At 71.8% G+C, this 19,778-nt stretch carries 19 protein-coding genes and 1 riboswitch; of the genes, 8 read left to right on the top strand and 11 right to left on the bottom strand.

The annotated features are described in order from the left end of the window. The first annotated feature begins 2 nt into the window (after positions 1-2). Complete coding sequence (gene murQ / locus IEZ20_RS05790; RefSeq protein ID WP_189295045.1) at positions 3-926, top strand: N-acetylmuramic acid 6-phosphate etherase; 924 nt, start codon at positions 3-5, stop codon at positions 924-926. Positions 927-939: 13 nt separating this feature from the next. Here the strand turns inward: murQ and IEZ20_RS05795 are convergent, their stop codons facing one another. After that, positions 940-1,611: a class I SAM-dependent methyltransferase gene (locus IEZ20_RS05795; protein WP_229895888.1), complete on the bottom strand. Its 672-nt coding sequence runs from the start codon at positions 1,609-1,611 to the stop codon at positions 940-942. A gap of 84 nt (positions 1,612-1,695) precedes the next feature. On the opposite strand from IEZ20_RS05795, the gene IEZ20_RS05800 reads away from it, so the two are divergent. Further along, on the top strand, positions 1,696-2,268 hold the full coding sequence (locus IEZ20_RS05800; protein ID WP_189295047.1) for a hypothetical protein: 573 nt from the start codon (positions 1,696-1,698) through the stop codon (positions 2,266-2,268). A 40-nt stretch (positions 2,269-2,308) separates the two neighbouring features. On the opposite strand, the gene IEZ20_RS05805 is transcribed toward IEZ20_RS05800, so the two are convergent. From IEZ20_RS05805 to thrC, 5 genes are all read right to left on the bottom strand, one after another. Beyond that, entirely contained in the window at positions 2,309-3,433 is a 1,125-nt protein-coding gene (locus IEZ20_RS05805) for an NADH:flavin oxidoreductase (RefSeq protein WP_189295049.1), read from the bottom strand. A 298-nt stretch (positions 3,434-3,731) separates the two neighbouring features. Next, positions 3,732-5,354 carry a chaperonin GroEL gene (groL, locus tag IEZ20_RS05810; protein ID WP_014673417.1) on the bottom strand — a complete coding sequence of 541 codons (1,623 nt, stop codon included), beginning with the start codon at positions 5,352-5,354 and terminating at the stop codon, positions 3,732-3,734. A 299-nt stretch (positions 5,355-5,653) separates the two neighbouring features. Next, entirely contained in the window at positions 5,654-5,857 is a 204-nt protein-coding gene (locus tag IEZ20_RS05815) for a cold-shock protein (protein ID WP_004986573.1), read from the bottom strand. A 448-nt stretch (positions 5,858-6,305) separates the two neighbouring features. Beyond that, entirely contained in the window at positions 6,306-6,581 is a 276-nt protein-coding gene (locus IEZ20_RS05820; RefSeq protein ID WP_189295051.1) for a MoaD/ThiS family protein, read from the bottom strand. Then, positions 6,578-7,861 (bottom strand): threonine synthase, encoded by a 1,284-nt coding sequence (gene thrC / locus IEZ20_RS05825; protein WP_189295053.1) that lies wholly within the window; start codon positions 7,859-7,861, stop codon positions 6,578-6,580. Before thrC ends, IEZ20_RS05820 begins: the two co-directional genes overlap by 4 nt. An 18-nt stretch (positions 7,862-7,879) precedes the next feature. Further along, positions 7,880-8,022, bottom strand: a riboswitch (SAM riboswitch). A 156-nt stretch (positions 8,023-8,178) separates the two neighbouring features. Here thrC and IEZ20_RS05830 point away from each other — a divergent pair. Next, entirely contained in the window at positions 8,179-9,123 is a 945-nt protein-coding gene (locus IEZ20_RS05830) for a glucosyl-3-phosphoglycerate synthase (protein ID WP_189295056.1), read from the top strand. Between the two features lie 74 nt (positions 9,124-9,197). Then, a complete protein-coding gene (locus IEZ20_RS05835; protein ID WP_189295058.1) occupies positions 9,198-10,637 on the top strand; it encodes an alpha,alpha-trehalose-phosphate synthase (UDP-forming) in 1,440 nt (479 codons plus the stop codon). Positions 10,638-10,641: 4 nt separating this feature from the next. Here the strand turns inward: IEZ20_RS05835 and otsB are convergent, their stop codons facing one another. The 3 genes from otsB to IEZ20_RS05850 all read right to left on the bottom strand — a co-directional run bounded on the left by otsB (position 10,642) and on the right by IEZ20_RS05850 (position 13,155). Then, on the bottom strand, positions 10,642-11,499 hold the full coding sequence (otsB, locus tag IEZ20_RS05840) for a trehalose-phosphatase (RefSeq protein WP_189295060.1): 858 nt from the start codon (positions 11,497-11,499) through the stop codon (positions 10,642-10,644). A gap of 63 nt (positions 11,500-11,562) precedes the next feature. Further along, the gene (locus tag IEZ20_RS05845) at positions 11,563-11,787 is read right to left on the bottom strand and encodes a DUF3263 domain-containing protein (RefSeq protein ID WP_189295062.1); all 225 of its coding nucleotides are present in this window, start codon (positions 11,785-11,787) and stop codon (positions 11,563-11,565) included. A 93-nt stretch (positions 11,788-11,880) separates the two neighbouring features. Next, positions 11,881-13,155, bottom strand: a complete 1,275-nt coding sequence (locus IEZ20_RS05850; RefSeq protein ID WP_444545254.1) for an ABC transporter substrate-binding protein — start codon at positions 13,153-13,155, stop codon at positions 11,881-11,883. Between the two features lie 112 nt (positions 13,156-13,267). Between IEZ20_RS05850 and IEZ20_RS05855 the strand changes: the two genes are divergently transcribed. The 4 genes from IEZ20_RS05855 (at position 13,268) to IEZ20_RS05870 (ending at position 16,881) form a co-directional block, all read left to right on the top strand. Continuing rightward, the gene (locus IEZ20_RS05855) at positions 13,268-14,209 is read left to right on the top strand and encodes an ROK family protein (RefSeq protein WP_189295389.1); all 942 of its coding nucleotides are present in this window, start codon (positions 13,268-13,270) and stop codon (positions 14,207-14,209) included. Next, positions 14,209-15,351: an N-acetylglucosamine-6-phosphate deacetylase gene (nagA, locus tag IEZ20_RS05860; protein ID WP_189295066.1), complete on the top strand. Its 1,143-nt coding sequence runs from the start codon at positions 14,209-14,211 to the stop codon at positions 15,349-15,351. The genes IEZ20_RS05855 and nagA overlap by 1 nt, the downstream gene beginning before the upstream one ends. Positions 15,352-15,472: 121 nt before the next feature. Further along, a complete protein-coding gene (locus IEZ20_RS05865; RefSeq protein WP_189295067.1) occupies positions 15,473-16,393 on the top strand; it encodes a 1-phosphofructokinase family hexose kinase in 921 nt (306 codons plus the stop codon). Positions 16,394-16,530: 137 nt separating this feature from the next. Further along, positions 16,531-16,881 (top strand): peptidase inhibitor family I36 protein, encoded by a 351-nt coding sequence (locus IEZ20_RS05870; protein WP_189295069.1) that lies wholly within the window; start codon positions 16,531-16,533, stop codon positions 16,879-16,881. A gap of 71 nt (positions 16,882-16,952) precedes the next feature. Here the strand turns inward: IEZ20_RS05870 and IEZ20_RS05875 are convergent, their stop codons facing one another. Together IEZ20_RS05875 and cdgB are read right to left on the bottom strand one after the other, a co-directional pair. Further along, the gene (locus IEZ20_RS05875; RefSeq protein WP_189295071.1) at positions 16,953-17,894 is read right to left on the bottom strand and encodes a carbohydrate-binding protein; all 942 of its coding nucleotides are present in this window, start codon (positions 17,892-17,894) and stop codon (positions 16,953-16,955) included. Between the two features lie 118 nt (positions 17,895-18,012). After that, positions 18,013-19,668, bottom strand: a complete 1,656-nt coding sequence (gene cdgB / locus IEZ20_RS05880; protein ID WP_189295073.1) for a diguanylate cyclase CdgB — start codon at positions 19,666-19,668, stop codon at positions 18,013-18,015. Positions 19,669-19,778: the final 110 nt, after the last annotated feature.

The following is a 19,778-nucleotide window of genomic DNA, read 5'->3' on the forward strand; positions in this document are numbered from 1 at the left end:
CCATGACCTCTCATGACCTCCGCAACCAGCTCGCCTCCCTGACCACCGAGGCATTCCGGCCCGAGCTGGCCGACATCGACCGGCTGCCCACCCTGGACATCGCCCGGCTGATGAACGGCGAGGACGCGGGCGTCCCCGGCGCCGTGGCCGGGCAGCTGCCCCGGATCGCCGCCGCCATCGACGCCGTGGCCGCACGCATGAGCCGTGGCGGACGGCTCGTCTACGCCGGTGCCGGCACCGCCGGACGGCTGGGCGTGCTGGACGCCTCCGAGTGCCCGCCCACCTTCAACACCGACCCGGACCAGGTCGTCGGCCTGATCGCCGGCGGCCCCGCGGCCATGGTCACCTCCGTGGAGGGCGCGGAGGACTCCCGGGAACTGGCCCAGCGGGACCTGGACGCGCTCAAACTCACCCCGGACGACAGCGTGGTCGGCGTCTCGGCGTCCGGTCGTACGCCCTACGCCGTCGGGGCCGTCGAGCACGCCCGTGCGCTCGGCGCGCTCACCGTCGGCCTGGCCTGCAACGCGCACAGTGCGCTGGCCGCCGCCGCCGAGCACGGCATCGAGGTCGTCGTCGGCCCCGAGCTGATCACCGGCTCCACCCGGCTGAAGGCGGGCACCGCCCAGAAGCTGGTGCTGAACATGCTGTCGACGATCACGATGATCCGGCTCGGCAAGACGTACGGGAACCTGATGGTCGACGTCCGCGCCTCCAACGCCAAGCTCCGCGCCCGCTCGCACCGGATCGTCTCCCTGGCCACGGGCGCGGGCGACACCGAGATCGACAAGGCCCTCACGGAGACCGGCGGCGAGGTGAAACACGCGATCCTGGTCCTGCTCGCCGGCGTCGACGGCCCCACGGCCGCCCGCCTCCTGGAGGAGTCCGGCGGCCACCTGCGGGCCGCGCTGACCCACGCGTCCGGCTGACCCGGCACCGGCCTCAGGGCGCGGGAGCCCGCCACACCAGCGTGTACCGCCAGAACAGCCGGCGCCGCAGCCGGGCGCCGGGCAGGATGCGGCGGGCCGTGCGGGAGATCTCGGCGCGGGTCTCCCGCGGCTCCCTCGTGCGGGCCGTCATGGACACGGGCCGCGGGGCCGGCCGGCCGCGGTTCTTCACCCACCCCACCACCGGGTTGAGCGCGACGGCCGACAGGCCGAGCACGTGGTCCAGGGCTCCCGACGCCCGCGCGCAGCCGACGACCACGAGCGTGCCGCCGGGCGCGAGCCGGTCCCGGAGGCGGGTGAGGGTCTCGGCGAGAGGGAGGTGGTGGAGCACGGCGACGCAGGTGATCACGTCGTAGGGGCCGTCGGGGAGCGCGCGGGAGGCGTCGGCGACGGTGTAGGTGACGGCGGCGGAGGCGGGGGCGGGCGTCGACTGCCGTGCCCTGTCCAGGATTTCGGCGTCGGCGTCCACCCCGTGCACCTCCCGGGCCCGCCGGGCGAGCAGCCGTACCAGGTCACCGCTGCCGCAGCCGACGTCCAGCGCCGTACCGAAGCGGCGGGGCAACTGCCGTAGCAGCCAGGGGTGGTAGCGGGCGTTGTGGTCCCACGGGTGGGCCGCGTTGAAGCGGTGCAGGGCGTCGAGGAGGCGGGCGGCAGGGGTCGGCGTCACGGCCCCCACTCCACCACGAACCGTCCCGGACCGTCCTCGCCCTCCGGGCCAGGGCACCATGGAGGGGAGGAGGCAGCGACCGATATGAACCATGCCCAGCTCACCGCCCTCGGCCGGGCCCTGCGGGTGCTCGGGGAGCACGGGGAGGCCCTGACCGCCGACACGCCGGACGCCCGGCTGCACGAGATCAAGGACGATCTGCGGCGGGCCCTCGACCTGCTGGACGACACCGTCGCCACCGGTGCGCCCGCCACCCGCTGCCCCGAGCACCCGCAGGGCCCCGTGGACGAGAGCGCACCCGACCTGTGCCTGCTGTGCGAGACACGGCGCCGGGCCGCCCGCCGCTCGGAGTTCCAGGGCAGCAGGCCCCGCCCCGGCGAGCCGGCTCCCACCGCCCCGTCCCGGTACGGCGTGCGCGGCGACCGCCCCCAGCCGCAGCAGCGGTGGCTGCCGGAGCTGTGGAACGGCCAGGAGTGGCAGCTGTGCGGCACCCCGAGGCGGGACCGGCACGAGGCGGAGGCCTATCTCGCGGCCCAGCGGCGCGGCTCACGCCCCGCGATGGCCTACCGGCTCGTGCACGAGTTCACCGACTACGAGGTGCTGCGGGTGTGGGGGACACCGGTACGGATCGACATCGAGCCGCTGGGCAACCTGTAGCGGCGGCCGACGGCTGGGCGGCCGCCGGCCGGCGGCGACGTCAGCTGAGCGTGTTGACGGCCGCCGCGTCGTACGGCTTCAGCTCGTCGAAGCGGTCGGAGAGCACCTTGGCCGCCCACTCCGGGTCCTGGAGCAGCGCGCGGCCGATGGCCACCATGTCGAACTCGTCGGCCTCCAGGCGGTCCAGCAGGTTGTCGAGGCCCTGGACCGGGGAGCCCTCGCCCTGGAACGCGTTGATGAAGTCGCCGTCGAGGCCCACCGAGCCGACGGTGATGGTCTGCTTGCCGGTGAGCTTCTTGGTCCAGCCGGCCAGGTTCAGGTCGGAGCCGTCGAACTCGGGGAGCCAGTAGCGGCGGGTGGAGGCGTGGAAGACGTCGACGCCGGCCGCGGCGAGCGGGGTGAGGATGGCCTCCAGCTCCTCGGGGGTCTCGGCGAGCCGGGCGGTGTAGTCCTGCTGCTTCCACTGCGAGTAGCGGAAGATGATCGGGAACTCGGGCGAGACCGCCTCGCGCACGGCGGCCACGATCTCGGCGGAGAACCTGGTACGGGCCACCGGGTCGCCGCCGTAGGCGTCCGTACGGCGGTTCGTGGCCGCCCACAGGAACTGGTCGAGCAGGTAGCCGTGGGCGCCGTGGATCTCCACGCCGTCGAAGCCGATGCGCTCGGCGGCGGCAGCGGCCTCGGCGAACGCGGCGATGACGTCGTCCAGGTCCTGCTGGGTCATCTCCTTGCCGGTGGGCTCGGCGCCGGCGGTCTCGATGCCGGAGGGGCCCATCGCGGGGGCGTCCGGGAAGGGGGCGTCGCCCTGCTTGCGGACCATGCCGATGTGCCACAGCTGCGGCACGATCCGGCCGCCGGCCGCGTGCACGTCCTCGGCCACCTTCGCCCAGCCCGCCAGCTGCTCCTCGCCGTGGAAGCGGGGGACGCGGTCGCTCTGCCCCGCCGACTCGTGGCCCACGTACGTGCCCTCGGTGACGATCAGACCGACACCGGCGGCGGCGCGGCGCGCGTAGTACGAGCGCACGTCCTCACCCGGGATGCCGCCCGGGGAGAACATCCGGGTCATCGGCGCCATCACGATCCGGTTCGGGACGGTGAGGCCGTTCAGCGTGATCGGCCGGGACAGGACGCGGGCCGCGCGGGAGGCGGGGGTCGTGGTGGTCACGTGGGGGCTCCTCGTTCGGGAGGGGACGGACGGTCGGGGTTACCGGCTGGTATGTGCGCACGCATTGTTGCAGCACTTTAAGTAATACCGGATACGCCTCCGAGATTCCCGCCCCGCCCCCGAGCACCTGTGTGATCCCGGCCATGCGGGGGCCTCAGGGAGGGGTACTGGGGGGCTCGCAGAAGGGGCCGCAGGGGGCGGACGGATCTGCCCCTCACATGCCCGAGGGCGGCACCCCAGTCGGAGACTGGAAGTGCCGCCCTCGGTCCGTAGGACAGGCGATCAACCCTCAGGTCGATCAGAAGTCCATGTCACCGCCCGGCATGCCGCCGCCGGCCGGCGCGGCGGCCTTCTCCGGCTTGTCGGCGATGACGGCCTCGGTGGTGAGGAACAGCGCGGCGATGGAGGCGGCGTTCTGCAGCGCGGAACGGGTCACCTTCGCCGGGTCGATGATGCCCTCGGCGACCAGGTCGACGTACTCGCCGGTCGCGGCGTTCAGGCCGTGGCCCGGGGTGAGGTTGCGGACCTTCTCCACCACGACGCCGCCCTCGAGGCCGGCGTTGACGGCGATCTGCTTCAGCGGGGCCTCCAGGGCGATGCGCACGGCGTTGGCGCCGGTCGCCTCGTCACCCTCCAGCTCCAGCTTCTCGAAGACCTGGGAGGCCTGCAGCAGGGCCACGCCACCACCGGCGACGATGCCCTCCTCGACGGCCGCCTTCGCGTTGCGGACGGCGTCCTCGATGCGGTGCTTGCGCTCCTTCAGCTCCACCTCGGTGGCGGCACCGGCCTTGATGACGGCCACGCCGCCCGCGAGCTTCGCCAGGCGCTCCTGGAGCTTCTCGCGGTCGTAGTCGGAGTCGCTGTTCTCGATCTCGGCGCGGATCTGGTTCACGCGGCCGTTGACCTGCTCGGAGGAGCCGGCACCGTCGACGATGGTGGTCTCGTCCTTGGTGATGACGACCTTGCGGGCGCGGCCCAGGAGGTCCAGGGTCGCGTTCTCCAGCTTGAGGCCGACCTCCTCGGAGATGACCTCGCCGCCCGTGAGGATGGCGATGTCGCCGAGCATGGCCTTGCGGCGGTCGCCGAAGCCCGGGGCCTTGACGGCGACGGACTTGAAGGTGCCGCGGATCTTGTTGACGACCAGGGTCGACAGGGCCTCGCCCTCGACGTCCTCGGCGATGATCAGCAGCGGCTTGCCCGACTGCATGACCTTCTCCAGGAGCGGGAGCAGGTCCTTGACCGAGGAGATCTTGGAGTTGGCGATGAGGATGTACGGGTCCTCGAGCACCGCCTCCATGCGCTCCATGTCGGTCGCGAAGTAGGCGGAGATGTAGCCCTTGTCGAAGCGCATGCCCTCGGTGAGCTCCAGCTCCAGACCGAAGGTGTTGCTCTCCTCGACGGTGATGACGCCTTCCTTGCCGACCTTGTCCATGGCCTCGGCGATCAGCTCGCCGATCTGGGTGTCGGCGGCGGAGATGGACGCGGTGGAGGCGATCTGCTCCTTGGTCTCGACGTCCTTCGCCTGCTCCAGCAGGGCGGCGGAGACGGCCTCGACGGCCTTCTCGATACCGCGCTTCAGGGCCATCGGGTTGGCACCGGCGGCGACGTTGCGCAGGCCTTCCTTGACCAGGGCCTGGGCGAGCACGGTCGCGGTGGTCGTACCGTCACCGGCGACGTCGTCCGTCTTCTTGGCGACTTCCTTGACCAGCTCGGCGCCGATCTTCTCGTACGGGTCCTCGAGCTCGATCTCCTTGGCGATGGAGACACCATCGTTGGTGATCGTGGGGGCGCCCCACTTCTTCTCGAGGACGACGTTGCGGCCCTTGGGGCCGAGCGTCACCTTCACGGCGTCCGCGAGCTGGTTCATGCCGCGCTCGAGGCCGCGCCGCGCCTCCTCGTCGAACGCGATGATCTTGGCCATGTGAAGTGGTCCCTCCAGGACTGGGGGTGATTCCTTCGGACCGCGCCCGCGCCCGCGACGGACGGCTCGCCGGTCTCGTGGTCCCTTGCACCACACGACCCGCGGGCCTCACCGACCCGGTCCTTCGCTGTCACTCTCACCTTCAGAGTGCTAACGCCAATGATTAGCACTCGGCATGGTCGAGTGCAAGCGCCCGGCGGGGTACGGCGCCGCCGTCAGCCCCCCGCGAACAGAGGCGTCCGGGCACGGCGAAGGGCCCGCACCCTCTGCGAGGTGCGGGCCCTTCACGCAAGAAACGTTCAGGCGGTGACGCGAACCATGTCGGCCTGCGGGCCCTTCTGGCCCTGCGAGATCTCGAACTCGACCCGCTGGCCCTCTTCCAGGGTGCGGTAGCCGTCCATCTGAATCGCGCTGTAGTGGACGAAGACGTCCGCACCACCGTCGACCGCGATGAAGCCGTACCCCTTCTCCGCGTTGAACCACTTGACGGTGCCCTGAGCCATGCCTAACTCCCCTATTACTGGCCCTTGCACAGATCCACACTTCGCGGACCCGGGTCAGACCTCACCCCCCATTGGTCGGGGGCGTGCGCCGGAACGCGTCGACCGCGGCTGAATGTATCTGTCCAACTGCCGTCTGCAACAGGTCAATCGGACGAGAATTCTGGACGCAGGCGGTCCGGAATCTGGGGAGAATTCACCCGAATTCGGGGCAAGTCGGGCCCCATAAATGCCGCAAAAGCCACAGAGAACCCGCACACTTTGGCTACTTCTTGTCGGGGCGCGCGGCATGTTTTCAGGGCCCGCGACGAGAAGGCCCCGGCCGTGTTCCCCAACTCTACCGCGCTCAATCACACAGAATTGCCCCCTCCGCTTCTCTCGCGGAGGGGGCAATCCGATGGACACTCGGTAATCGACGTTACCGATGGTAATGAGCGGACATATGGACGGCTCAGCCGCCCGCGACCGCCGGAATGATCGACACGCCGGCACCGTCCGGCGTCACCGTCTCCAGGCCCTGCTCGAAACGGACGTCGTCGTCGTTGACGTACACGTTCACGAAGCGGCGCAGCCTGCCCTGGTCGTCCAGCACCCGCGCGGCGATGCCCGTGTGGTTCTTCTCCAGGTCGGCGATGACCTCGGCGAGCGTCGCGCCCTCGGCGGCGACCTCCGCCTGCCCGCCGGTGTAGGTGCGCAGGATGGTGGGGATGCGAACGGTCACGCTCATGCGAGGCCAGCCTCTCGGAAGGAGTCCAGGGTCGGGCGGATGGTGGCGGTGAGGCCGGTGCCGGCCACCGCGTCGAGGGTCTTCAGGCCGTCGCCGGTGTTGAGGACGACCGTGGTCTTCGCCGGGTCCAGCAGGCCCGCCTCGAGCAGCTTGCGGGTGACGCCGACGGTCACGCCGCCGGCCGTCTCCGCGAAGATGCCCTCGGTGCGGGCCAGCAGCTTGATGGCGTCCACGATCTGCTCGTCCGTCACGTCCTCCACGGCACCGCCGGTGCGGCGGGCGATGTCCAGCACGTACGGACCGTCGGCCGGGTTGCCGATGGCCAGGGACTTGGCGATGGTGTTCGGCTTCTGCGGGCGGACCACGTCGTGGCCGGCCTTGAAGGCGGTGGACACCGGGGAGCAGCCCTCGGCCTGCGCCCCGAAGATCTTGTACGGCCTGTCCTCGACCAGGCCCAGCCTGATCAGCTCCTGGAGACCCTTGTCGATCTTCGTGAGCTGGGAGCCGGAGGCGATCGGGACGACCAGCTGGTCGGGCAGGCGCCAGCCCAGCTGCTCGGCGATCTCGTAGGCGAGGGTCTTGGAGCCCTCCGCGTAGTACGGCCGCAGGTTGACGTTGACGAAGCCCCAGCCCTCGCCGGCCGGGTCGCCGATCAGCTCGGAGCAGAAGCGGTTCACGTCGTCGTAGTTGCCCTGGATGCCGACCAGCTCACCGCCGTAGACCGCGGCCATGACGACCTTGCCCTGCTCCAGGTCGTGCGGGATGAACACGCAGGAGCGGAAGCCGGCCCGGGCGGCGGCGGCGCCGACGGCGCCGGCCAGGTTGCCGGTGGAGGAGCAGGAGAGGGTGGTGAAGCCGAAGGCGCGGGCGGCCTCCAGGGCCTGGGCGACGACCCGGTCCTTGAAGGAGTGGGTCGGGTTGCCGGAGTCGTCCTTCACGTACAGCCCGCCGGTCACGCCCAGTTCGCGCGCCAGGTTGTCGGCCTTGACGAGCTTGGTCCAGCCGGGGTTCAGGTTGGGCTTGCCGGCGACGTCCGCGGGCACCGGCAGCAGCGGGGCGTACCGCCAGATGTTCGCGGGACCGGCCTCGATGCGACGGCGCAGTTCCTCGGTGTCGTAGGCGGAGAAGTCGTAGGCGATCTCGAGCGGGCCGAAGCACTCCTCACAGGCGAAGACCGGGCCGAGCGGCACGCGGTGACCGCACTCGCGACAGCTCAGTGCGGCGGCGGGGCCGAGGTCGACGGTGGATTCGCTGGAGGTTGCAACTGTCTGCACAGCCATGTGAGGCGAGGCCCTTTCTCCTCATCTTCCTCACGACGCATCTCGCCGTGAGACGGATTTGGCACCTTCCCTAGCCGGGAGCCTCGCTTCGAGGACGAGAATCGGCTGGAGGGTTGCCGGGGCTTCATCGGGCCGTGTCCCTCTGCCCCTCTGGATGAGCGGTATGCGGTTGTGAACGCCGGTCGACCCCCGACATGCGATGGTCATCGGCGTTGTTCAAGACTGTAACCGAAGGCCAGGACAGTTGAGATAGTCGTCCGAACCGCGAGATGGATCACACGGTGGTGTGTGGTCGTGACAGTGAGGAGCCGCCGACCGTGCTGGAAGAAGTCGAGCGCTGGCTGAGCACCCGCTCCTGGTCCGTGGCCGACCGCCCCCTGCACCAGGTGCTGGCCGCCAAGCAGCGCAGCGGCCAGACGATCAGCGTCGTGCTGCCCGCCCTCAACGAGGAGGAGACCGTCGGCGACATCGTCGCGGTCATCCGGCACGACCTCGTGGAGCGGGCGCCGCTCGTCGACGAGATCGTGGTCGTCGACTCCGGCTCCACCGACCGCACCTCCGAGGTCGCCGCCCGCGCCGGCGCCCGGGTCGTTCACCGCGACGACATCCTGCCCCGGATCCCCGCCGTCCCCGGCAAGGGCGAGGTGCTGTGGCGCTCGCTGCTGGTGACCGGCGGGGACATCGTCTGCTTCATCGACGCCGACCTGAAGGAGTTCTCCTCCGACTTCGTCACCGGGATCGTCGGCCCGTTGCTCACCGACCCGGACGTCGACCTGGTCAAGGGCATGTACGACCGCCCGCTCGCCGGCAGTGCCGGGCAGGGCGGCCGGGTCACCGAACTCATGGCCCGTCCGCTGCTGAACATGCACTGGCCGCAGCTGGCCGGGTTCGTGCAGCCGCTGGGCGGGGAGTACGCGGCCCGCCGCTCCCTGCTGGAGCAGCTGCCGTTCCCCGTCGGCTACGGCGTGGAGCTGGGCATGCTGGTGGACGCGCTGCACCTGGTGGGCCTGGACGCGCTGGCCCAGGTCGACGTCGGCGTGCGCAAGCACCGGCACCAGGACGGGCAGGCGCTCGGCCGGATGGCGGCGGCGATCTACCGCACGGCCCAGCTGCGGCTCGCGCGCGGCCACCTCGTCCGCCCCTGCCTCACGCAGTTCGAGCGGGGCGAGGACGGGTTCGAGCCGCGCACCTACTCGGTGGACACCGAGGAACGGCCGCCCATGGTGGAGATCGCGGAGTACGCCGAACGGAAGGTGGCGTGAACGTGCCGTATACGGTCCTCCCGCCTGGCGAGCCGTACGTTTGAGCGTTTGGGGGCCGGGCTAGGTTGAGGCGTATGGCTTCCACGCGTGGTGCTGCTGACAAGGCTCAGGTGCTGGTCGCGTCGAATCGCGGCCCGGTCTCCTATCAGGTGGGCGAGGACGGTGCGCTGCACGCCAGTCGCGGCGGCGGCGGCCTGGTCTCGGGGTTGTCCGCGATCGGCTCGGACGCGGGCTCGGTGTGGGTGTGCGCCGCGCTCGGCGACGGCGACCGGGCGGCGGTGCGGCGCGCGGACGGCGGGCTGCTGCCGGCCGAGGACACCGGCGGGCAGCGGGTGCGGATGCTCGACATCGATGCCACCGTGCACGCCGAGGCGTACAACGGGATCGCCAACTCGGTGCTGTGGTTCGTCCACCACATGCTGTACCAGACGCCGCTGGAGCCGGTCTTCGACGCGGAGTTCCGCCGGCAGTGGGGGTCGTACGAGGCCTACAACCGGGCGTTCGCCGAGGCGCTGGCGGAGGAGGCCGCCGAGGGCGCGGCGGTGCTGATCCAGGACTACCACCTGGCCCTGGCCCCCCGGATGCTCCGCCAGCTCCGTCCCGACCTGCGCATCGGCCACTTCTCGCACACCCCGTGGGCGCCGCCGGACTACTTCCGTCTCCTGCCCGACGACATCGCGGCCGAGCTGCTCGGCGGCATCCTCGGTGCCGACCGGGCGGCGTTCCTGACCCGGCGGTGGGCGGACGCGTTCACCGACTGCTGTCACGCGGTGCTCGGCCCCGGCATCCCGTCCGGCACCCGGATCGGGGTGCACGGGCTCGGCGCGGACGCCGACTTCCTGCGCGAGCGGGCGCACCGGCCGGACGTGGACGAGCGGATGGCGGTGCTGCGGGCGGAGATCGGGGAGGGCCGGAAGACGATCGTCCGGGTGGACCGTACCGAGCTGTCCAAGAACATCGTGCGCGGGCTGCTGGCGTACGAGCAGCTGCTGGAGGACCACCCCGAGTGGCGCGAGAAGGTCGTCCACGTGGCCTTCGCCTACCCGTCCCGGCAGGACCTCGCCGTGTACCGCGACTACACCGCCGAGGTGCGGCGGGTCGCGGACGAGATCAACGAGCGGTACGGCACGGCGGGCTGGACGCCGGTCGAGCTGCACGTGAAGGACGACTTCGCCCGCTCCCTGGCCGCGTACCGGCTGGCCGACGTGGCCCTGGTGAACCCCATCCGCGACGGCATGAACCTGGTCGCCAAGGAGGTCCCGGTCGTCTCCGACGCGGGCTGCGCGCTGGTGCTGTCGCGGGAGGCGGGGGCGTACGAGGAGCTGGGCGAGGACGCCTTCACGGTGAACCCGTACGACATCGCGGGCACGGCGCGGGCCCTGCACGAGGCGCTGACCCTGCCGGCCGGTGAGCGGGCGGAACGCTCGAAGCGGCTGGCGGCCGCGGCGACCGCGCTGCCGCCGGCCCGGTGGTTCCTGGACCAGCTGGACGCGCTGACCTCCCAGCCGGGCTGAGCGGTCAGCCGAGCTGAGCGGCCAGCGTCCCGAGCAGGTCCACGACGCCCTCCGGGCCGTCCACCACCAGGTCGGCGCGTTCCGCCAGCTCGGTGACCTCGGTGCTGCCGCTGCACACCAGCAGGCCGGGGGTGCCCCCGGCGCGGAGTTCCTCGACGGCGGCGAAGGCGGGCAGGTCGCCGAGGTCGTCACCGGCGTAGACGACGCAGCCGGCCCGGAGGGCGCGGGCGTGGTCGAGGAGGGCCACGCCCTTGTCCATGCCGGGCGGGCGCAGCTCCAGGACCATCCGGCCGGGCTCCACGATCAGGCCGTGCCGGGCGGCGAGGTCGGCGAGGGGGGCGCGCAGGGCCTCGAACGCGGCCTGCGGGTCGGCGGCGCGGCGGGTGTGCACCGCGAGCGCCCGGCCCTTCTCCTCGATCCACGTGCCCTCGTCGGCGCCCGCGCGCCGGAGCACCGCGGGCAGCTCGGCGCGGACGGCGGCCACGCCGGGGTGCGGGGGCGGCGCGGTGACCTCGCCGGTGGCCGCGTCCCAGCGTTCGGCGCCGTAGTGACCGAGGACCGTGAGGTGCTCCAGGCCGGGGACGTCGGCGAAGCCGCCGTGGCGGACCGCGACCTCGGGCGGGCGTCCGGTGATCACGGCGACGGAGGCCACCCGGGGCGCGAGCGCGGCCAGCGCGGGTACGGCGCCGGGGTGCGCCCGGGCCTGCTCGGGGTCGGCGACGATGGGGGCGAGCGTGCCGTCGAAGTCGAGGCCTACGAGCGCGGTGCCGGGCTGCGCGAGCAGGGCGGCGAGTCCGTCCTGGCCGGCACGGGTGCGCGGGGTCGGCAGAGGGAGCCGGGGGTCCGTGGTGTGGGTGCCCATACGGCGACCCTATCCAGGAGGACCCCGGTCCACTCCTCATCCGGGAGGGACCCGGTCCGCCGTTCAGCGCTCCGCGCGGCGGGCCTCCCGTATGCGGCGGAGGCGGTGGACCGTGACCGGGTCGTGGGCGAGGGCGCGCTCGTCGTCCAGGAGGGCGTTGAGGAGCTGGTAGTAGCGGACGGGGGACAGGCCGAGTTCCTCACGGATGGCGCGTTCCTTCGCGCCGGGGCCGGGGAAGGTCCGGCGCTCCAGCGCGAGGATGGCTTTTTCGCGGGTGCCCAGTTCCATGCCCGCCACCGTAGCGGCGGGCACCGACAACGGGCCGCCCTAGGGGGTTTCGTTTGGATCAGGTCGGACCCGGGCTGACCCAAACGAAACCCCCTAGCCCGCGTTGCTGCTGTCGGCCGCCGTGGCCGACGACTGCAGGCGGGTCAGGACGCCGGCCGGGCTGCCGCCGGGGGCGACGGCCTGGCCGATGCTCTGCTTGACGGCCGCGCTGACCGCCGCCCAGGAGGTCTTGCCGACGGGGTACAGCTCGGAGGTGGGCAGCTGCTCCAGGAAGGGGTGCAGGGCCTTGTCGGGGGACGCGTTCGACGCGGCCATCGTGTTGGAGGCGGAGCCGGTGACCGGCAGCAGCCCGTACTCCCGGGAGAAGTCGAGGACGTTCTTCTCGGTGTAGACGAAGTCGAGGAAGTCGCCGATCTGGTCGGCGTGGCCGTTCTGCTTGAAGCCCATCATCCAGTCGGCGACGCCCATGGAGGCCCTGGCCTTGCCGGTGCGGCCCGGCATCGGCACCATGCCGAACTTCACGCCCTTCTTGGCGGCCTGCTGGATCAGCGTGGGGTGCCCGTTGAGCATGCCGACCTGGCCGTCGGCGAACGCGGCGAAGGCGTCCGCGCGGTTGAGCTTGCCCGGGGCGACCGGGCCGGTCAGGCCCTTGCCGACCAGCTCGTCCTTGAGCCAGCTGAACGTCTCCACGTTCGCCGCGGAGTCGATGGTGTAGGTGCCGATCTCGTCGGTGTAGCCGCTGCCGCCGCCGAGCAGCCACTGCATGGTCTCGGCCTGGGCCTCCTCCGGCCCGAGCGGCAGGGCGTACGGGTACTTCACACCCTTGTCCTTGAGGGCCCTCGCGTCGGCGGCGAGGTCGTCCCAGCTGGTGGGCGGGGTGATGCCGGCCTTGGCGAAAAGGGTCTTGTTGTAGAAGAGCACCCGGGTGGAGGCGGCGAACGGGATGCCGTACTGGGTGTGCTTCCACTCGCCGGCGTCGGAGAGCTGGGAGAGGAAGTCGGCCTGGGTGCGGATGGAGAGCAGGTCCGAGGCCGGGTAGAGCTTGTCCGCGGCGGCGTAGTCGGCGTAGGCGCCGATCTGGGCCATGTCGGGGGCGTGGCCGGCGTCGACCATCTCCTTGACCTTGCGGTCGACGTCGTTCCAGGAGTAGACGCTGACCTCGACCTTCACGCCCGAGTGCTGCTTCTCGTACTCCTTGACCAGGGCGTCCCAGTACTTCTTGGAGCTGTTCGCGGCCGAGTCTCCGTAGTCGGCCGCGACCAGTCTGAGGGTGACGTCGGAGGAGCCCGTGCTCCCACAGCCGCCGAGCACCGCCGTCATGCCCAGTGCGGACACCACCGCGATCGTTCCTGCCGTTCGCCGACGCACCCTCAAAGCCCCAACCCTGCTGTCTGACCGTTCAACATATGGACACATAAGGTCTACACCACGTGAGTGGACTAGACCTCTCCCGGGTGGGAGGGTCACACTAGGCCCCGTGGTGAGACATGTCATCGCCCTCGACGTGGGCGGTACCGGGATGAAGGCCGCCCTCGTCGGCGACGACGGCGCACTGCTCCACCGCGCCCGCCGCGCCACCGGCCGCGCCCGCGGCCCCGAGGCCGTGCTCGCGGGCATCCTCGACTTCGCCGCCGAACTGCACGCCCACGGCGTCGAGCAGTACGGCGAGAGCGCCGGCGCGGCCGGCATCGCGGTCCCCGGCATCGTCGACGAGCACACCGGCACCGCCGTCTACGCCGCCAACCTCGGCTGGCGGGACGTACCCCTGCGCGCCCTGCTCGCCGACCGGCTCGGGGTGCCCGTCGCCCTCGGCCACGACGTGCGCACCGGCGGCCTCGCCGAGGGCCGGATCGGCGCGGGCCGCGGCGCGGACCGGTTCCTGTTCGTGCCGCTGGGCACCGGGATCGCCGGCGCCATCGGCATCGACGGGCGGGTGGAGGCCGGAGCGCACGGCTTCGCGGGCGAGATCGGCCACATCGTCGTACGGCCCGGCGGCGCCCCCTGCCCGTGCGGGCAGCGCGGCTGCCTGGAGCGGTACGCCTCCGCGTCCGCCGTCAGCGAGGCCTGGGCGGCGGCCTGCGGCGACCCGGACGCGGACGCGGCGCACTGCGCGCGGGCCGTCGCGTCCGGCGATCCGGACGCCGTCCGGGTGTGGCGGGAGGCGGTCGACGCGCTCGCCGACGGACTGGTCACCGCCCTCACCCTGCTGGACCCCCGCACGCTGATCATCGGTGGCGGGCTGGCCGAGGCGGGGGAAGTGTTGTTCCAGCCGCTGCGGGAGGCCGTCCGGCGCCGGGTCACCTTCCAGAAACTGCCGGCCATCGTCCCCGCCGCGCTGGGCGACACCGCCGGCTGCCTGGGCGCGGGACTGCTCGCCCGGGATCTCCTCGACACCCCTGACCCCTCGGAGGTAACCGCCTGATGGCTTCCAGCTTGGTTCTCGCAGGTGCCCGGGTGGTCCTGCCCGGTGGCGTCGTGGACGGCGGGCGGGTGGTCGTCCAGGGTTCGAAGATCGCGGCTGCGGCCGGCGAGGGCACCGAGACCCTCGACGTCTCCGGCCACTGGCTGGTCCCCGGCTTCGTCGACCTCCACAACCACGGCGGAGGCGGAGCCTCCTTCTCCGGGACCGCCGAGGACATCCTCACCGCCCTGCGCGCCCACCGCGCGCACGGCACCACCACCCTCGTCGCCTCCACCGTCACCGACGAGACGGACCTGCTGGTCCGCCAGGCCGGCCTGCTCAGCGAGCTGGCCGAGCAGGGCGAGATCGCGGGCATCCACTTCGAGGGGCCGTTCATCTCCCCGTGCCGCAAGGGCGCCCACTCCGAGGCGCTGCTGCGCCACCCCGACCCGGCCGAGGTCCGCAAGCTGATCGACGCCGCGCGCGGCAAGGCGAAGATGGTCACCCTCGCGGCCGAACTGCCCGGCGGCATCGACTCCGTACGGCTGCTCGCCGAGCACGGCGTCATCGCGGCGATCGGGCACACGGACGCCACCTACGAGCAGACGGTCGAGGCCATCGAGGCGGGCGCCACGGTCGCCACCCACCTCTTCAACGCCATGCCCGCCCTGAACCACCGCACGCCCGGCCCGATCGCCGCCCTGCTGGAGGACGAGCGGGTCACGGTCGAGCTGATCAACGACGGCGTCCACCTGCACCCGGCCGCCCTGGAGCTGGCGTTCCGTCACGCGGGCGCGGACCGGGTCGCGTTCATCACCGACGCGATGGACGCGGCCGGCGCCGGCGACGGCCGCTACCTGCTCGGCCCCCTGGAGGTCGACGTCAGCGACGGCGTGGCCCGGCTGGTCGAGGGCGGTTCGATCGCGGGCTCCACGCTCACCCTGGACCGCGCCTTCCAGCGGGCGGTGACCGTCGACAGGCTCCCGGTGGAGGACGCCGTACGGGCCCTGTCCGCCACCCCGGCCCGCCTGCTCGGCCTGTCCGACCGCATCGGCTCCCTGGAACCCGGCAAGGACGCCGACCTGGTCCTGCTGGACGCGGACTTCGCGCTGAAGGGCGTGATGCGGCAGGGCGAATGGGTGGTAGCGCCCCAACTGCCCTGATCCGTACCGGTGTCGACGAGACGGTGGCCGGCCCGCGCTCTGGGCCGACCGCCGTCTCTTTGGCATGATCGTGGCCCCGGAACCGAGACAGGCGCACGGACTTCGAGGGAGGTCGGCCCGGGTGATCCTCACGGTCACGCTGAACACCGCTCTCGACATCACCTATCGCGTGCGGTCGCTGCGGCCGCACGCCTCGCACCGGGTCTCGGAGGTCGCCGAACGGCCGGGCGGCAAGGGCGTGAACGTGGCACGGGTGCTGGCCGCGCTCGGGCACGAGGTGACGGTCACCGGGTTCGCGGGCGGACCGACCGGCGAGGTGCTCCGGGCCGGGCTCGCGGACGGACCCCGGCCGGTCACGGACGCGCTGATGCCGGTCTCCGGGGCGACCCGGCGCACCATCGCGGTCGTGGACGACCTGACCGGAGACACCACGCAGCTGAACGAGCCCGGACCGCAGATCGCCCCCGCGGAGTGGGGCGCCTTCCTGGACCGCTACGAGGAACTGGTGCCCGGGGCCTCGGCGGTGGCCCTGTGCGGCAGCCTGCCGCCGGGGGTGCCGGTGGGGGCGTACGCGAACCTGGTCCGCACGGCCCGGGCGGCCGGCGTCCCGGTGCTGCTCGACACCAGCGGGGAGCCGCTGCGCCGCGGGGTCGCGGCCCGACCCGACATCATCAAACCCAACGCGGACGAACTGGCCGAACTCACCGGTTCACACGAGCCGTTGCGCGCCACCCAGGACGCCCGCCGGCGCGGCGCCCACGCGGTCGTCGCCTCCCTCGGCACGGACGGCCTGCTCGCCGTCACCCCCGAGGGCCGCTGGCGCGCCGCCCCACCGGCCCGCGTCCACGGCAACCCGACCGGCGCCGGCGACTCGGCGGTGGCCGGCCTCCTCTCCGGCCTGGTGGAGCACCTCCCCTGGCCGGCCCGCCTGATCCGCGCGACCGCCCTGGCGACGGCGACGGTACGGGCGCCCGCGGCGGGCGAGTTCGATCTCGTGGCTTATGAGAAGCTCCTGGAGCGAGTGCCGGTGACGGCGGCATGAATGCCGTGCGTTCCTTGCCGGACGTGCACGCCCATCGCTTCGGCCGGAAAACGTTCTTTCCCTCGCAGCATCCTCATGATCGGATGATCACTGTGCGCTACATCGCCCCATAGCGACAGATACAGGGGACAATGTTCATGACCGTGCTCAGGAAAAGCCTGACGACGATGGCTCTCGCCGGAGCCTTGCTGGGCGGCACCTTTGCCACCCCGGCTGCGGCGGCCGATCCCAAAACCTGCCCGCAGGGGAAGGTGTGCGGGTGGTCGGGGACGAACAGGACGGGAACCAGGACCGTCCTCTCCGTAACGCCCAGCTGCCTTCCCTTCACCAATGCTCGGTCCGTCTCGAACCAGACGTCCTACCGCATCGAGTTCTGGCACATCACCACCGGCTGCGGCGCCGGCACCCGGCTGCTCACTCTGCAGCCGCACACCTACTCGGACAACACCCACGGCACCGTTAACGGGATCGCAGTCCACGGGCCGTAGTACCGCGCTCATTGGCGTCATGAGGGTGTTGCGACCTCGGCGGCCGTCGGAGTCGCAACACCGCTTCGGGCTCAGCCGCTGGAATTGACCCAGCCCTTCACCAGCCACATCCGGTCGATGAGGGCGTCGCACTGGTTGCCCTGCTCGCACGAGAGCTTGATGGTGTTCGTGCCCTTGTCGAGCTGGATCCAGTTGTAGGTCTTCGTCCAGCCCTTCTCGTAGTCGCCCGCCGCAGCGCCCCTCCAGTTCTTCAGGTCGACGGCCCCGTGGGAAGCCGTGCCGTTGACCGTGAGAGTGACGGTGCCGTCCTTGCCGGGAACGCTGTAACCGACGTAGACGCTGTATTTCCCGGACTCGGGGATGCCGTCGACCTTCCAGGTGATCGAGGCGCCGGTCTGGTTCATCCCCGTCACGTACGTGCCGTCGGAGGACTGGGCGCCCTTGACGTCCGAGGTCGCCGCGGCACCGCCCGACAGCTGTACGGCGCTGTTCGTGGCGTCGATCTTCGGCAGGTCGCCCGACGCCGCCGACTTGCTGCTGGACGGGCTCGGCTTGCCGCTCTGGGACTGCGTCGGCGCGCCGCCCGCCTCGTTGCCGGAGTCGTCATCCGTGTTGCCGTTGATCATCGCGACGCCGATGCCGATGACGACCGCGGCGACCACCGCGATCGCGCCGATCAGCAGGCCCTTGGTGTTGGGGCCGCGGCGGCCGGGCGCGGGGGGCGCGGAACGGCGGGAGGACGGGGCGCCGCCGGGCAGGGTCTCCGGCGCCTGGTAATGGGCGTTCGGCTGGCCGTGGGCACCCTGCTGCTGCGGGACGGACGGCTGCGCACCGTACGGAGCCTGCTGCGCGCCGTAGCTGCGCTCGCCGACGGTACGCACCCTGCTGACCGAGTTCGGGTAGCCGTAACCGCCGGACGGCGGCTGGGCTCCCCGTGCCTGGCCGTCTGCGTACAGGTAGCCGAACGGGTCGTCGTCCTCGGGCGTGCTCGCGCCGTTGTCGCCGGGCGTCATCCCTTGGTACTCCTCAACAGGTGCGGGCGGATGCGGTACGGGTGTGGAATGGCGAGCCTACCCGCTCTCGCTGGCCCAAACGGGTGACTCGAACCGCGTCAACCCGCTGACCTGCGCTTCATCCGGCGCGCCGATGCTGTTTGGGACGAGATCGTTTCTCTACGTACATCCGCTCGTCAGCGGATTTCAGCACCTCGTCCGCCGTCATCCCGCAGTGCGCCCACCCGATGCCGAAGCTGGCGCCCACCCGGACCGCCCGGCCCTCGGCCCGGATCGGCTGGATGATCTCGTTGCGCAGCCGTACGGCGAGGTCCTGGGCGTCGGCCCGGCCGAGGCCGTCGGCGAGGATCACGAACTCGTCGCCGCCGAGCCGGGCGACCGTGTCGCCGTCCCGGACGCCGTTGCTCAGCCGCCGGGCGACCTCGATGAGGACCGCGTCGCCCGCGTTGTGCCCGAACCGGTCGTTGATCGACTTGAAGCCGTCGAGGTCGCAGAAGAGGACCGCGAGGCCCTTGGTGCCGTCGTCGCGGCCGTCCTCGGGGGCGACGGTGTGCTCATGGTGGTCGTAGGCGTCGTAGCCCTCCGCGCCCGGCGCGAAGTCGAAGCCGTGGCCGGCCGGGACGTCGAAGACCGGGTGGCTGTAGGCGGCGTCCAGGGAGTCCGCGGCGCCGGCGTGGGCGGGGCGCTGGCAGAGCCGGGCCGACAGGCGCGAGCGCAGCTCGGCGGAGTTGGGCAGCCCGGTCAGCGAGTCGTGGGAGGCGCGGTGGGCGAGCTGCAGCTCGCGCCGCTTGCGCTCCTCTATGTCCTCGACGTGGGTGAGGAGGAAGCGGGGGCCGTCGGCGGCGTCCGCGACGACGCTGTTGCGCAGGGACACCCAGACGTAGCTGCCGTCGCGGCGGCCGAGCCGCAGCTCCGCGCGCCCGCCCTCCGCCGAGGTGCGCAGCAGGGTGCCGATGTCCTCCGGGTGGACGAGGTCGGCGAAGGAGTAGCGGCGCATCGCGGAGGCGGGGCGGCCCAGCAGCCGGCACAGGGCGTCGTTGGTACGCAGGATGCGGCCGTGCTGGTCACCGCCCATCTCGGCGATGGCCATGCCGGAGGGGGCGTACTCGAAGGCCTGCCGGAAGGATTCCTCGCTGGCGCGCAGGGCCTGCTGTTCGCGCTCCAGACGGACCAGGGCGCGTTGCATGTTGGCGCGCAGGCGGGCGTTGCTGATCGCGATGGCGGCCTGGAAGGCGTACATCTGCAGGGCCTCGCGGCCCCAGGCGCCGGGGCGGCGGCCGTTGCGCGGCCGGTCGACGGATATGACGCCGAGCAGCTCTCCGCAGGCGCCGCCCTGCGGGCCGGGGGTGTACATGGGCGCGAAGAGCCGGTCGGAGGGGTGCCACTCGTCCTCGAAGCGCGGCTCGGGCCCGTCGGTGTACCACTGGGGGACGTCGTCGTCGTCCAGGACCCAGCCCTCGGTGTGCGGTATGAAGACGAGGTCGCCCCAGCGTTCGCCCATGTTCAGCCGCCGCTCCCAGGACTCGCGGGAGCCGACCCGGCCGGTGATCAGGGCCTCGGCGGCGGAGTTGCCGGAGAAGGCGGCGACCACGAGATCGCCGTCCTGCCGTACCAGGTTCACCGCCGCCATCTCGTACCCGAGGGCGCCGACGGCGCCGTCGGCCACGGTCTGCAGCGTGTCCGCCAGACTGCGTGCCGTGTTCATGTCGGCCATGACCTGGTGCAGCTGTCGCAGGGATGCAAGACGGACATAGGGCTCCGACTCGGTCTCCATGCTCGCCCCTCCCCCCGAGACCTCGCAGCGAATGAAGGGTTGTCCCGCCACTGAATCACAGCGCGCTGCCCACTCGGTACACAGGGTCAACAATTCCTGTCCCTTGTGAC

The organism is Streptomyces cinerochromogenes (assembly GCF_014648635.1).
Classification (GTDB): domain Bacteria; phylum Actinomycetota; class Actinomycetes; order Streptomycetales; family Streptomycetaceae; genus Streptomyces; species Streptomyces cinerochromogenes.